General features: G+C 63.3%; 10 protein-coding genes. 9 read left to right on the top strand and 1 reads right to left on the bottom strand.

The annotated features are described in order from the left end of the window. Positions 1-3 precede the first annotated feature (3 nt). The 6 genes from FNA46_RS05865 to bglB are packed head-to-tail and all read left to right on the top strand — an operon-like array spanning position 4 to position 8,171. On the top strand, positions 4-1,161 hold the full coding sequence (locus FNA46_RS05865; protein WP_143124168.1) for an ABC transporter permease: 1,158 nt from the start codon (positions 4-6) through the stop codon (positions 1,159-1,161). A gap of 12 nt (positions 1,162-1,173) precedes the next feature. Then, a complete protein-coding gene (locus FNA46_RS05860; RefSeq protein ID WP_210245862.1) occupies positions 1,174-2,229 on the top strand; it encodes an ABC transporter ATP-binding protein in 1,056 nt (351 codons plus the stop codon). Further along, positions 2,226-3,278 carry an ABC transporter ATP-binding protein gene (locus FNA46_RS05855; RefSeq protein ID WP_149745787.1) on the top strand — a complete coding sequence of 351 codons (1,053 nt, stop codon included), beginning with the start codon at positions 2,226-2,228 and terminating at the stop codon, positions 3,276-3,278. Before FNA46_RS05860 ends, FNA46_RS05855 begins: the two co-directional genes overlap by 4 nt. Beyond that, a complete protein-coding gene (locus FNA46_RS05850) occupies positions 3,275-4,552 on the top strand; it encodes an HAD family hydrolase (protein WP_143124167.1) in 1,278 nt (425 codons plus the stop codon). Before FNA46_RS05855 ends, FNA46_RS05850 begins: the two co-directional genes overlap by 4 nt. Continuing rightward, the gene (locus FNA46_RS05845) at positions 4,549-7,059 is read left to right on the top strand and encodes a hypothetical protein (protein ID WP_210245861.1); all 2,511 of its coding nucleotides are present in this window, start codon (positions 4,549-4,551) and stop codon (positions 7,057-7,059) included. Before FNA46_RS05850 ends, FNA46_RS05845 begins: the two co-directional genes overlap by 4 nt. Before the next feature lie 32 nt (positions 7,060-7,091). Continuing rightward, a complete protein-coding gene (gene bglB, locus FNA46_RS05840; RefSeq protein WP_143124166.1) occupies positions 7,092-8,171 on the top strand; it encodes a beta-galactosidase BglB in 1,080 nt (359 codons plus the stop codon). Between the two features lie 115 nt (positions 8,172-8,286). On the opposite strand, the gene iolG is transcribed toward bglB, so the two are convergent. Then, positions 8,287-9,279: an inositol 2-dehydrogenase gene (gene iolG / locus FNA46_RS05835; RefSeq protein ID WP_143124165.1), complete on the bottom strand. Its 993-nt coding sequence runs from the start codon at positions 9,277-9,279 to the stop codon at positions 8,287-8,289. A gap of 129 nt (positions 9,280-9,408) precedes the next feature. On the opposite strand from iolG, the gene FNA46_RS05830 reads away from it, so the two are divergent. From FNA46_RS05830 to iolD, 3 genes are all read left to right on the top strand, one after another. Continuing rightward, entirely contained in the window at positions 9,409-10,224 is an 816-nt protein-coding gene (locus tag FNA46_RS05830) for a MurR/RpiR family transcriptional regulator (protein ID WP_143124164.1), read from the top strand. Between the two features lie 117 nt (positions 10,225-10,341). After that, a complete protein-coding gene (locus FNA46_RS05825) occupies positions 10,342-12,261 on the top strand; it encodes a bifunctional 5-dehydro-2-deoxygluconokinase/5-dehydro-2-deoxyphosphogluconate aldolase (RefSeq protein WP_143124163.1) in 1,920 nt (639 codons plus the stop codon). Further along, a complete protein-coding gene (gene iolD / locus FNA46_RS05820; protein WP_143124162.1) occupies positions 12,258-14,081 on the top strand; it encodes a 3D-(3,5/4)-trihydroxycyclohexane-1,2-dione acylhydrolase (decyclizing) in 1,824 nt (607 codons plus the stop codon). The genes FNA46_RS05825 and iolD overlap by 4 nt, the downstream gene beginning before the upstream one ends. The last annotated feature ends 1 nt before the right edge of the window (position 14,082 follow it).

Genomic DNA, 14,082 nt, shown 5'->3' with positions numbered 1-14,082 from the left:
CACATGACCGACATCCAGACCCTACCCTCCGAAACCCTCCTTGTGCCGCCGCTGGCGCCGAAGGAAGAGTTCAAGGCGGACGCGTCCTCCACCGCCAAGCCGTGGACCCTGATCTGGTGGCGCTTCCGCAAGCACAAGCTTGCCGTCGTCTCGCTTGCCTTCATGGTCATTCTCGGACTGCTGGCGGTGTTTGCCGACTTCATGTCGCCCTACGCACCGACCACCATCAACCGCGTCAACACATTTGCGCCGCCGACGGTGGTGCGTGTGGTCCATGAGGGCACCCTGCAGCGCCCCTTCATCTACGCCATGAAGCGCGTGCGTGATCCGGAAACGGCCCGCGTCGTCTATCAGGAAGACCGCACCAAGGTGCTCCCGATCGATTTCTTCGTAAGGGGCGAGCCCTACGCGCTGCTCGGCCTCGTCGATACCGATCTGCATTTCTTCGGCATCGGCGACCGTCGCCAGCAGATCAACCTGCTTGGCACGGATTCACTCGGCCGTGACATCTTCACCCGCCTTCTCTATGGCGCGCGTGTCACCCTTTCCGCAGGGCTGATCGGTGTTGCCTTCTCCTTCGTCCTCGGCCTCGCGCTCGGCGCCATCTCCGGCTACTATGGTGGCTGGCTGGATGCGATGATCCAGCGCCTGATGGAGTTCATCCGCTCGATCCCGACCATTCCGCTGTGGATGGGGCTTGCGGCGGCGCTGCCGATCGCCTGGGATCCGCTCTTCGTCTACGTGCTGATCACCATCATCCTGTCGCTGATCGGCTGGACGCATCTGGCGCGCGTCGTGCGCGGGCGCTTCCTGTCGCTGAAATCGGAAGACTATGTTCTGGCGGCCCGGCTCGCCGGCGCCTCCGAATATCGCATCGTCACCCGTCACATGCTGCCGGCGATGACGAGCTACATCATCGCTGCCGTCACGCTTGCCATTCCGGAGATGATCCTTGGCGAGACGGCGCTCAGCTTCCTCGGCCTCGGCCTTCGTCCGCCGGTCGTCAGCTGGGGCGTGCTGCTGCAGGATGCGCAGAACCTGCGCACCATCTCGCTCGCCCCCTGGCTGCTCGCCCCCGGTGTTGCGGTCATCCTCGTCGTGCTTGCCTTCAACTTCATCGGTGATGGCCTGCGCGATGCCGCCGACCCCTACGGCCAATGACGGAACAGCATCATGTCTGACACCACACGCACATCGCAGTCGTCCATGCCGCCGGAACGTCTGCTGCAACTCGACAATGTCGGCGTGCATTTCCCGACCCGCGATGGTCTGGTGAAGGCCGTCAACGGCGTCTCCTACCACGTCAACAAGGGCGAGGTCCTCGGTATCGTCGGCGAAAGCGGTTCCGGGAAATCGGTGACCGCCCGCTCGATCATGCGGCTGCAGCCGAAAAATGCCATCAATGCCAGCGGCACGATCCGCTATCGCTGCAAGAGCGGCGAGGAACTGCTGATCAACGAGCAGGATCGTCTCGGCCGCACCATGCGCAATCTGCGCGGCAACGAGATCGGCATGATCTTCCAGGAGCCGATGACGGCGCTCTCACCGGTGCACACCATCGGCACGCAGATCATGCGCACCGTCATGCTGCACCGGCAGGTCTCCAAGGCGGACGCCCGCGCCCGCGCCATCGAACTGCTCACAAAGGTGCAGATGCCGCGGCCGACCGATATCGTCGACCGCTTTCCGCATCATCTTTCCGGCGGCATGCGCCAGCGTGCAATGATCGCGCTCGCGCTCGCCTGCGATCCAGCGCTGCTGATTGCCGACGAACCGACAACGGCGCTCGACGTCACCACCGAGGCGCAGATCCTCGAACTGCTGAAACGTCTGCAGGACGAGATGAACATGGCGATCGTGTTCATCACCCACAATTTCGGCGTGGTGGCCGACATCGCCGACCGCGTGGCGGTCATGTATCTCGGTCGCGTGGTGGAAACCGGCACGGTCGACGAGATCTTCTACGAGCCGAAGCATCCCTACACCCAGGCGCTGCTGCAATCGATCCCGCGGCTCGGCCAGAGCCATGGCCGGCGCCTGCGCACCATTGCCGGCATGGTGCCGGATCCCTTCAACGTTCCCACGGGCTGTTCCTTCCACCCGCGCTGCATGCAGGCCGTCGGCGGCATCTGTGACGTCAAGACGCCTGATGACGTGGTGTTTGCCAGCGGACAGCGTGCCCGCTGTCACTTCGCCGGACAGGACAGGCAGGCGGAGGCCGCACAATGACCAGCACGACCAAGACGAAATTGTCGATGCACGAGGATCACATCATCTCGGTGCGCGCCGCCCGCAAATACTTCCCCGTTCAGGAAGGCTGGATGCGGCGCGTGAAGGGCTATGTGAAGGCGGTCGATGACATCACCTTCGACATCCGCAAGGGCGAAACCTTCGGACTGGTGGGGGAAAGCGGTTCGGGAAAATCCTCGATCGCCCGCCTTATCCTGCGCGCCTATGACCTGACGGGCGGAGAAATCCTGTTCCGCCGCGCCGATGGCAGCGTCATCGACGTCTCCACCCTGTCGGATCGCGACCTGCGCGACATCCGCCGCGAAATGCAGATGATCTTCCAGGATCCCTATTCCTCGCTCAACCCGCGCATGACGCTGCTCGACCTCGTCGGTGAGCCGCTGGTCATTCACGGGGTCGGCTCGCAGGGCGAGATCCGCGACCGGGTGGCGGAGCTTCTGCGCCTCGTCGGGCTACGTCCGGAATATCTCACCCGCTATCCGCACGCGTTTTCCGGCGGCCAGCGCCAGCGCATCGGCATTGCCCGCGCGCTCGCGCTTAACCCAAGCTTCATCGCTGCCGACGAGGCCGTCTCGGCGCTCGACGTGTCGGTCGCGGCCCAGAACATCAACCTGATGCAGGACCTGCAGGAGAAGTTCGGGCTCACCTATCTCTTCATCACCCATGACCTCGGCATGGTCGAGCACATTTCCGACCGCATCGGCGTGATGTATCTCGGCCGGCTGATGGAGGTCGGGCCGACCGACGAGATGTTCGCAAAGCCGCTGCATCCCTATACCGAGGCACTGCTGGCCGCCGTGCCGCAGCCCGACCCGCGCGGCAACCGGGCCCGCAAGCGCGTTCCGTTGAAGGGCGAAATCGCCGATGCCATGAACATCCCGACCGGCTGCCCCTTCCATCCGCGCTGCGCGTATGCCGATGCCAAATGCCGGGGCGAGGTGCCGGAACTGCGCGTGGTGCAGGCCGGTCGGCAGGTGCGCTGCCACCATGCTGAAACACTAGACCTGACGGGAGTCGTTGCGGAATGACATGCGCCTCCCCATTCAGCGGTGAACTCTCCGAACTTCTCGTGGACAGCACGCATGCGGATGCGGCATTGGCCCGGCGACATCTCCCGCTGCTGATGCTCGACAGGGCCGAGCCCTTCCGTCCGCTTGCGACAGGCTACGCGATCTATCGTGGCGAAGCGCAGTCTGTCTCCTCGAAATTCCTTGTCCGGCCCGTCGCGGATGCGGTCATCGAATATGCCATCTGGTACGACTGGGACATCCAGCACCTATACGATCTCGAACATGTCTGGGTGCATGTGACCGCGGCCGGCGACGTGGTGAAGGTGGAAGCCTCCCGCCACGGATCGCGGCGCGCCATGGTCCGTCCGGACGGATCGCTGCCGCTCGAACAGGGGCGTCCCGTGCTCTACAGCGAGCCCGGCAAGCATGCGCACTGGGCCGACAATGGCGAAATGCATGTCAAGAGCGGTACCCTGATCGAGGCCATGTGTGGCGCTTTCGCCGGGGAACAGGGCGTCCACCTTTCCAACCGCTTTTCCGATGCCGGGCTGATGTCCGCGTCCCCGCTGGAAAACCGTCTGGCGCGGCTCAAGATGAAGCGCACCGCCTTTGTGCCCACCTGGGATTTTGCCCGAAGCGGCGATGAACAGGGCGGCATCGCGCTGGTCCCCTGGCCGGTGCTCGAACAATGGATCCCGAAGCGCGTCGCGCGCCTCGTCGGTAAGTTGCCGCAGACCGTTCCGCATCTCGCCGCCGTCTTCCTCGATTGCGGCGATACGCTGGCCGATGAAGCGACCGAGGAAAAAATCCCCGGAACGGAGATCGTGACGCGGGCCGACCTTATTCCGGGCGCCGCCGACACGGTGCGACAGATTGCTGCCAGCGGCTATCGCCTCGCGCTGGTGGCGGACGGACCGCGCAAGACCTTCGAGAACATTCTCGGCGCGCACGGCCTCTGGGATTGCTTCGAGGCTCATATCATCTCCGGGGACGTCGGCGAACTGAAGCCATCGGCGCGCATGTTTGCCACGGCTGCCGATGCGCTCGGCCTTTCGGAAATCGACCGGAACCGCACGGTGATGGTCGGAAACAACCTGGAGCGCGACATTCTGGGCGCCAACCGCTTCGGCCTGATCAGCGTGTTCCTCGCCTGGTCGAGGCGGCGCAGCCACAAGCCGCGGCTGAGACGCGAACGCCCGCGCCTCACCATCAGCCATATCTGGAAACTGCCGGACCTGCTGGAGCGCATCGAACTCAGCCTCCCGCAAACGCAGGCGGAGCAGCCGTCATGACAGCAACGATGCAAATGAGGGAAGAGCATTCTGGCGCGGGCTTCGCTATTGCTCCCGGCCAGTCCGTCACGGCCTGGGCGCTCTCGCCTGTCGAAGCGACCTATTATCCCGGCGAACCTGCATTGGCCGAAGATCGGGTGAACTATCGCTTCATCAACGGCTTTGTCGATGTCGGCGATCTGCCCTGCCGCGTGGCACTGTGGAAGGAGATCAAGACCCGCAGCGTTGCCCTGCGCACGGATTTCCCGGTCGAGGGGCTCTATCTGCCGGGCTTCAATCGGCGTGTCGAATTTTCCGGCTTCTGGCATCGCCCGACCCGCCTGTCGCGCTGGCTGAAGACGCGGCTGGTACCTGATGTCGCCGGCGAGACGCACTTTCGGCTGGCGACCTGCGGCGGTATCCGCATCTGGGTCGATGGCGTCGAATGCGTTGCCTTCGAACCCTTCCGCCGCAACAAAGAGTCCGAGACCGAGGTGGCGCTGCCGCTGAAGGCTGGCGGCAGCGAGGTGGTCCTCCTCTGCGAGGAACTCGCAGAGCGGGACGCCCTCTGGTACTTCGAACTGACGCTGCTTGGTCCGGGCACTGTCCTCGCCGAGCTGCCGGTGTCCGCCTCGGACGACACCATCGCGCTGCTGAAGGATCTGGCAGCCGAGGTGCGGCCGGTGCCGCTGCATGTGCGGGATGGTCAGTTAAAGCTGAAGGTGGAGCGGCCGGCAGCCGTCGATGTGACCGTCGAGGCAAAGATCCTGCCGAGCGTGCACATGCGCGACAAGCCGCCGCTGCTTGATGCGGCCGGCGTGCTGCGGGCTGGCGAAACGGTGGTGCGACTGGAAGGAGCGGACAGGCTGCCGGATGGCTATCATCCGCTGGGCCTGACCTTCTCTGTGGGGGAAACACGCGTCTCCCGCCACATCGATTTCGCAACCCTGACCGAGCCGATGCGCGATATGCGCGCCCTGACGCTGGAAGAGCGCAAGCGTCTTGCACTGGAATTCGCAGCCGACCACGGCGAACAGCGCGCTGGCAAGGCCATCGCGATGATGGCGATCGGCCGGCCAGTCGATGCCGTGTTCCGCGAAATTGTATCCAACACGCTCGCGGCCATCGATGAGCGGCGCGATTGCTCCGACTTCGTGATGGTCCCGCTGCTGTGGCTCTACGGCGTCTACCGTGACCGGCTGCCGGACGACATGCAAAGCGGGATCCGCCAGACGATCCTCGACTACCGTTACTGGGTGGACGAGCCGGGCAATGACGTGATGTGGTTCTGGAGCGAGAACCACGTGCTCTGCTTCCACGTCTCGCAATATCTCGCCGGCAAACTCTTGCCGCGCACCACCTTCACCGCCTCCGGACGGACGGGGGCGGAACAGCAGGAGCTTGGGCGTCAGCGGCTGATGAAGTGGTTCGACAGTGTCGAAAGCCATGGGCTCGCGGAATGGAACTCCGCCGCCTATTATCCGATCGACTTCATCGGCCTGCTGGCGCTGGAACATCTTGGCGAGGGCGTGATCCGCGAACGGGCGAAGGCCCTGCTGGACCGGCTCTACCTGATGATCGGCCTTCACACGCTGGACGGCGTGCCAGCCGGCACCATGGGCCGTGCCTATGACAAGGAGCTGCGCGCGGGACCGCTGACGGAACTTGCGCCCTTCGCCACCGTGGCTTTCGGCAAGGGCTGGTTCAACAACGGCGTTGCCGCGCTCACCATGCTGGCCGCCGGCAGTTACGCGCCTCCGGACGCCGCGGCGGCTGTCGTCTCTCCGGCACCCGGCAAGGCGCTGACGGCGCACTATGTGCAGGGTCATGACGAGGCGGCAAGGCTGGCGCTCTACAAGAGCGCGCATGTGCAGCTGTCCTCGATGATGGATGGCAGGCCGGGCGGACGCGGCCACCAGCAGCATGTGGTGGATCTGCGGTTTGCCGGCTCGCCCTTTGCCCGCGCCTGGGTCAACCAGCCGGGCGAGGACGATCCCTGGGGCAGCGCGCGGCCGTCCTACTGGGCCGGTAACGGCTCCATGCCCCGCGCGGCACAATACGGGAACGCCGCGCTGCTGCTCTACGATCTCGGCGAGGCGCCGCGCATCCCCTTCAGCCACGCCTATGTGCAGGTCGATGCCTTCGATGCGGTGGAGCATATCGGCAACTTTATCGTGATGCGCAGCGGACAGGGGTTTGCGGCCCTGACCGCCACCAGCCCCATCGAACCGGTTACGACCGGGCCGGGGGCCGGCATCGAGTTCCGCGCCCATGGCCGCACCACCGGTTGGCTGGCGCTGATGGCCGAAGGGTCGGACAGCAGGGCCTTCGAGGCCTTCAAGGCAAGCCTTTCGACGCTCACGCTCACGCTCGATCAAGGGAGCCCGGCATTGACGCTGGAGCGCCCGGGGCATCAGAGGCTGCAACTCGACTGGGCCGAGGGGCTTAGCGCCGACGGTGTACCTTACGTGTTTCCCAACCGCACGCTCGAACCGCTGATCCGGCATATCGATGCCGTTTCGCACTGATTGCAGATCCGAATTGACAGACAGGACTCCCGATGCTGATGCAGCCCGAAATTCTCTCCGAGACGCTTTCCCGTGTCGCCGTCGGTCTTGCCCGCCTGAAGGGCATCAATGAAACCGTGGCCGCACCCGATGGCGGTTATGAACTGCAGTTCGACGAATGGGACTGGGAAGTCGGCGTCGGCATCTACGGCCTCATCCGCCACGCGGAAGCCATTGGCGATCGTTCGCTGATGGAAGCGATCGGCCGCTGGTATGACTGGCAGATCGGCCGCGGCCTGCCGCCGCGCCAGGTGAACTCCTCCTCTCCCATGCTGGCGCTGGCCGTGCTGATCGACCATATCAAGCGCCCGGACTGGGAAGCGCTGGTGCAGGACTGGGCCGACTGGCTGATGACCAAGCTGGCCCGCACCGAGGACGCCGGCTTCCAGCATGTGGTCAAGGAACGCATGAACGACGGCGAGCTGTGGGACGACACGCTGTTCATGACGTGCCTGTTCCTTGCCCGCGCCGGCCAGCGCTTCGGCCGACAGGACTGGATCGAGGAAGCTTTCTACCAGTTCCTCGTCCACGAGCGCTTTCTCGCCGATCCCGTTACCGGCCTCTGGTATCACGGCTGGACCTTCAACGGTCGCCACAACTTCGCCAAGGCCTTCTGGGCGCGCGGCAATTCCTGGATCACGGTTGCGATCCCCGAACTGTTCAGCCTCGTGGCCCATGTGCCGGAGCACCTGAAGCGTCATCTGACCCATGTTCTGCAGGCGCAGGTGCGCACACTTGCCGAACACCAGCGCCCCAATGGCATGTTCAACACGCTGGTCTGCGATCCCGTCTCGCCGGAGGAAACCTCTGCGACCGCCGGAATCGCCTACGGCATCCTGCGCGGCATCGATCTCGGCCTGCTGGACCCGGCCCTGAAGCCTGTCGCCCGCAAGGCGCTGGATGCCGTGATGCAGCGGATCGACGACACCGGCATCGTGCTGGAAGTGTCCGATGGCACGCCCATGGGCCATACGCTCGACTTCTATCGCCAGATCCCGAACGTGCCTGCACCCTATGGCCAGGCGCTTGTCATGCTGCTCCTCGTGCGCGTGATGGCAGAAAAGGAAGGTTGATGCGGGCGGGCCGCACCGGGCAGGGGACAGGTGCGGTGCGGCCCTGTCAGCACAACAAAAGGCGGCGGAACCCGAGGTTCCGCCGCCTTTTTGATAGAATGCCGGGTAATCGCCCTCAGCCGAGCGAAACGGCAGCACCTGTCTTGGCAGACTTGAGCGCAGCATCAGCAAGCTTCAGCGCGATCAGACCATCCTCAGCCGACGGCGAGGCAGCAGCTCCCTTCTCGACCGTATCGATGAAGGCCTTGATTTCAGCGGCATAGGCTTCCGTATAGCGCGTCATGAAGAAATCGTGCAGCGGCGGGCGGGTATAGCCGTCCTTGTTGGCGACTTCGATCGACACCGGGCGCTGGTTTTCTGCAGCAACGGACCCCAGCGAACCATGCACTTCGATGCGCTGGTCATAGCCATAGGTGGCGCGGCGCGAATTGGAGATGACAGCCTGACGGCCGCTGGCTGTGGTGAGGATGAGGCTGGCCGAGTCGTAATCGCCGGCTTCGCCAATCTTCGGATCGACCAGAACCGCACCGGTTGCGAAAACCGAAACGATCTCTTCGCCGAGCAGGAAGCGCGCCATGTCGAGATCGTGGATGGTCATGTCGCGGAAGATGCCGCCGGACACCTTGATGTATTCGACGGGCGGGGCGCCCGGATCACGGCTGGTGATCGTCACCATTTCCACCTTGCCGATGCTGCCCTTGTCGATTTCCTTGCGAACGGCCTGGAAGTGCGGATCGAAGCGGCGGTTGAAGCCGAGCATGACCTTGGCGCCGGTTTCCTTCACCACGTCGATGCAGGCCTGTGCGCGGGCCACATCGAGATCGATCGGCTTTTCGCAGAAGATCGCCTTGCCGGCGCGGGCGAATTTTTCGATGAGGTCTGCGTGCGTATTGGTCGGCGTGCAGATGATGACGGCGTCCACATCCTTGTTGGCCAGAACGGCGTCGATGGTGCTGACCTCGCAGCCCGCTTCGTCGGCGATCGCCTTTGCCGCGGCTTCCATGGCATCCACCACGGCCACCAGCTTTGCACGCGGGTCGGATGCAATCGCCTTCGCATGCACCTTGCCGATACGTCCGGCGCCCAACAGGGCCAATCTCGTTACCATGGGTTCTCCTCCACTATGGGGTCATCTGGATGATTTCAGAATATTTGTTCCAAACTGCATTTGGAATATCTATTCCATTTTGCTAGTGTGTAGCCATATTCATGTCAAGCGCAGAAAAAGGACGATTGCATGACGGATGCAGCAGCGCCTGCGACGGTCCGGGAATTCGAGGAGAAGCTGCTGGAAGTGGCGGCATCCTTGCCGAAGCGGCTGAAGCAGTGCGCGGATTATGTGGCGGCGAACACGGACCGCATCGCCGTCTCCACGGTCGCTGAAATGGCAGAGGCTGCAGGGGTGCAACCTTCCGCCTTCATGCGCTTCTGCCAGATTATGGGCTTTTCCGGCTATTCTGAAATGCAGCGCCTGTTTCGTGATAACTATGTAGGCGGCTGGCCCGATTATTCCACAAGGCTCGATCACCTGCGCGAGATGGGGGAGCATAGCGGCCCGCGCCTTCTGGCGGAATTTGTGGAGGCGGGACGCGCCTCGCTGGAAAATCTCCTGAAATCCGTGGATCCTCAATCCCTTGAGGAGGCTGTCGATCTGCTGGCGTCAGCGAACCTTGTTCATATCATAGGCCTTCGCCGCTCCTTTCCTGTGGCGAGTTACATCGCCTATGCGCTGGAAAAGATGCAGGTGCCAGCCATGCTGCACAGTGTCGCAGGGCGGCTGGATAGCTCCGCCGCCATTCGGCCCGGCGATGCGCTGCTCGCCATTACCTTCTCACCCTATTCGGCGGAAACACTTGATCTTGTCGAGGCCGTTCGCGGCCGCGGCGTGGCCGTCGTGGCGCTGACGGATACGGCGGTCAATCCACTTCGCAAGATGGGCGCAACCATTCTTACGGTGTCCGAGGTGGACTTCGGCGCATTCCGCTCCCTGTCCGCTACGCTGTGTACCGCCATTGCTTTATCTGCTGCGGTCGGTGCACGACGGAAAGTTTGAATATTCGTGTTGAAAGCGTCAAAAATAGAATTTATAGTCCAAAAATGAAATCGGCGTGGGAGACGCCGGACCTGCGCGTCAAGCGCCATCTGCCATCTTCGGCCAAGGGAGGGCCTCTTGAAGCCACTCGACGTGATCACGATCGGACGCTCGTCCGTTGACCTCTATGGCGCCCAGGTGGGTGGCCGGCTGGAGGACATGAGTTCCTTCAACAAATATATCGGCGGCTCGCCGACCAACATTGCCGCCGGCGCTGCCCGCCTCGGCCTCAAAAGCGCGGTCATCACGCGTGTCGGCGACGAGCATATGGGCCGCTTCATCCGCGAACAGCTGGTGCGCGAAGGTGTTGATGTGCGCGGTGTGGTGACCGACCCGGAGCGGCTGACGGCGCTGGTTCTGCTCGGCATCCGTGACGAGAACCAGTTCCCGCTGATCTTCTACCGCGAAAACTGCGCCGACATGGCGCTCTGCGAAGACGACATCGATCCGGTTTTCATCGCCGAATCGCGCTGCGTCACGGTCACGGGCACGCACCTATCGCATACGCGAACGGAAGCCGCGGTGATGAAGGCGCTGAAACTGGCGCGTGGCAACGGCGCGAAAACCGCGCTCGACATCGATTATCGCCCCAATCTCTGGGGTGTGGCTGGTCATGGCGATGGCGAAAGCCGCTTCGTGGAATCGGCCAAGGTCACGGCGAAGCTGCAGAGCACGCTGCACCTGTTCGACCTGATTGTCGGCACCGAAGAAGAATTCCATATCGCCGGTGGCTCGACCGATACGCTGGAGGCGCTGCGTGCCGTGCGCAAGGTGTCCAAGGCCGCACTCGTCTGCAAGCGCGGACCGATGGGAGCGGCCGTCTTCGAAGGCGAGATCCCCGACAGTCTCGACAAGGGCCAGACCGGCCCCGGCTTCCCGATCGAAGTCTTCAACGTGCTGGGCGCGGGCGATGGCTTCATGGCCGGCCTGCTGAAAGGCTGGCTGACGGGTGAGGATTGGCCGACGGCGCTCAAATATGCCAATGCCTGCGGCGCCTTCGCCGTTTCACGCCACGGCTGCACGCCGGCCTATCCGAGCTGGGAAGAGCTGCAGTATTTCTTCAGGACCGGCATCAAGAACAAGGCGCTGCGCAAGGATGCAGCACTTGAGCAGGTTCACTGGTCCACAAACCGCAAGGGCGACTGGTCGACCATGCGCGTCTTCGCCTTCGATCACCGTATTCAGCTGGAAGCCATGGCCGAAGAAGCCGGCGTTCCAACGGATCGAATCGGCGCCTTCAAGAAGCTCTGCCTCCAGGCTGCGACGACGGTCGCGGGCGGGCAGGGCGGTTATGGCATTCTCTGCGATAGCCGCCTCGGGAAGGAAGCGCTCTATGCCGCAGCCGGAACGGGGCTGTGGATCGGTCGCCCCGCCGAATGGCCGGGTTCTCGGCCGCTGACGCTGGAGCCGGAGCTGGGGCTCGATTGCGGTGGCCTGGGCGAATGGGCCGCTGAACATGTGGTGAAAGTGCTTTGCTTCTATCATCCCGACGACACCGCCGAGATGAAGGAACGCCAGGAAGAAACCGTCAAGCGCCTGTTCGAGGCGGCGCGGCGTAACCGTCTGGAATTTCTGCTCGAAGTCATCCCGTCAAAGGTCGGTTCTGTCGATGACGAGACAACGGCAAAGATCATCGACCGCTTCTACGAGATCGGCGTCTATCCCGACTGGTGGAAGCTGGAGCCGATGAAGTCTCAAACCGCCTGGGCCAATGCCTGTGCTGCGGTAGAACGTCACGATACACGCACGCGGGGTATCGTGGTATTGGGTCTCGATGCACCGCAGGCGGAGCTTGAGGAAAGCTTTGCGCTGGCTGCGGGCTTCGATCTGGTCAAGGGCTTTGCCGTGGGCCGCACGATCTTCGGTGATGCCGCCCGCAAGTGGCTGGCGGGCCAGATCACGGATGAGGCCGCCGTGGAGGATATGGTGGCGAGATACAAGAGCCTGTGCGCAATCTGGGATGGAGCGCGCGCCAAGGCCAAGGGAGGAAAGGCATGACGACGATCCGTTTGACGGCAGCGCAGGCACTGGTGCGCTATCTCGCCAACCAGCTGAACGAGGATGGCGTTCCCTATATCGCGGGTGTCTGGGCCATCTTCGGCCATGGCAATGTCGCCGGCATCGGTGAAGCGCTCTATGGAATCCGCGAGGAACTGCCGACCTATCGCGGCCAGAACGAGCAGTCGATGGCGCATGCGGCGATTGCCTACGCCAAGCAGCTTGGCCGCCGCCGGGCCATGGCTGTGACCTCCTCCATCGGCCCCGGTGCGCTCAACATGGTGACGGCAGCGGCTCTCGCCCATGTCAATCGCCTGCCGGTTCTCTTTATTCCGGGCGATGTGTTTGCCAATCGCGGCCCCGATCCGGTTCTCCAGCAGATCGAGGATTTCGAGGATGGCACGATTTCCGCCAATGACTGCTTCAAGCCGGTCAGCCGCTATTTCGACCGCATCGAACGTCCCGAACAGCTTCTGACAGCGCTGCCGCGCGCGTTTCGCACCCTGACGGACCCGGCCGATTGCGGCCCCGTGACGCTCGCCTTCTGCCAGGATGTGCAGGCCGAGGCCTATGATTATCCCGAAAGCTTCTTTGCGAAGAAGACCTGGCGCTTCCGTCGTCCCGAACCGGATGTCGTGGAACTGGAAACGTCGATTGCCGCCATCCGGGCCGCGAAGAACCCGGTCATCGTGGCCGGCGGTGGCGTACACTTCTCCGGTGCTACGGAAACCCTGAAGGCTTTCGTGGAAAAGCATCAGATCCCGGTTGTCGAAACGCAGGCCGGCAAGTCGGCGCTCGCCTGGGACCACGCCTATAATTTTGGCCCGGTCGGCGTTACGGGCTGCGAAAGCGCCAATGTGGTGTCCGAGCGGGCCGATCTGATCATCGGCGTCGGCACCCGCTTCCAGGATTTCACCACCGGTTCCTGGGCGCTGTTCAAGAACCCGAGCCGCAAGATCCTGGCTCTCAACGTGCAGCCCTATGACAGCGCCAAGCATGATGCGATCCCGCTCGTCGCCGACGCCAAGGTCGGTCTGGAAAAGATTTCGGCAGCGCTGGGCGATCATCGCTTTGCGGCACCGGATGCCAACCTCAAGGCCAGCTGGTTTGAGAAGGCCGATGCGGTCACCGCCGCGCCGAGAGACGCCAACACGCTGCCGACCGACATGCAGGTGATCGGCGCCGTGCAGCGGGCCTCGCGCGACAACACGGTCGTCATGTGCGCGGCGGGCACCATGCCGGGCGAGTTGCACCAATTGTGGAAGGCCAAGCTGCCGCTTTCCTATCACATGGAATACGGCTTCTCCTGCATGGGCTACGAGATTGCCGGCGGCCTTGGCATCAAGATGGCAGAGCCCGCGCGCGATGTCATCGTCATGGTGGGCGATGGCTCCTACATGATGATGAATTCGGAGCTTGCCACCGCCGTAGCCATGGGCGTGAAGATCACCGTCGTCATCACCGACAACCGGGGCTACGGCTGCATCAACCGGCTGCAGATGGGCACCGGCGGCGCGGAGTTCAACAATCTCTACGCCCACACCAATCAGGCAAATCCGATTGCCATCGATTTTGCCGCCCATGCCGCTGCCATGGGCGCGCAGTCGTCGAAAGTCTCGTCCATCGCGGAACTTGAATCGGCGCTCGATGCCGCCCGCGCCGCGACCGTTCCGACCGTCATCGTCATCGATACGGACCCCTATCCGACACCAGGTGCCGGGGGCCATTGGTGGGATGTGGCAGTGCCGGAAGTTTCGGCCCGTGAAGAAGTCAACAAGGCGCGCGCCGCCTATGAAGCTGCCCTGAAGGAAAGACAGTAAT

This window comes from Affinirhizobium straminoryzae, assembly GCF_007004135.1.
Taxonomy (GTDB): Bacteria; Pseudomonadota; Alphaproteobacteria; order Rhizobiales; family Rhizobiaceae; genus Neorhizobium; species Neorhizobium straminoryzae.
Note: the sequence above shows the minus strand (reverse complement) of the source record. Positions and strands in the feature narration are given on the sequence as shown.

Bases quoted from the DNA above. Each gene is read 5' to 3' on its own strand.
- bglB (WP_143124166.1), top strand. From the start codon at position 7,092: ATGCTGATGCAGCCCGAAATTCTCTCCGAGACGCTTTCCCGTGTCGCC.
- FNA46_RS05845 (WP_210245861.1), top strand. From the start codon at position 4,549: ATGACAGCAACGATGCAAATGAGGGAAGAGCATTCTGGCGCGGGCTTC.
- iolD (WP_143124162.1), top strand. From the start codon at position 12,258: ATGACGACGATCCGTTTGACGGCAGCGCAGGCACTGGTGCGCTATCTC.
- FNA46_RS05855 (WP_149745787.1), top strand. From the start codon at position 2,226: ATGACCAGCACGACCAAGACGAAATTGTCGATGCACGAGGATCACATC.
- FNA46_RS05830 (WP_143124164.1), top strand. From the start codon at position 9,409: ATGACGGATGCAGCAGCGCCTGCGACGGTCCGGGAATTCGAGGAGAAG.
- FNA46_RS05850 (WP_143124167.1), top strand. From the start codon at position 3,275: ATGACATGCGCCTCCCCATTCAGCGGTGAACTCTCCGAACTTCTCGTG.
- iolG (WP_143124165.1), bottom strand. From the start codon at position 9,279: ATGGTAACGAGATTGGCCCTGTTGGGCGCCGGACGTATCGGCAAGGTG.
- FNA46_RS05860 (WP_210245862.1), top strand. From the start codon at position 1,174: ATGTCTGACACCACACGCACATCGCAGTCGTCCATGCCGCCGGAACGT.
- FNA46_RS05865 (WP_143124168.1), top strand. From the start codon at position 4: ATGACCGACATCCAGACCCTACCCTCCGAAACCCTCCTTGTGCCGCCG.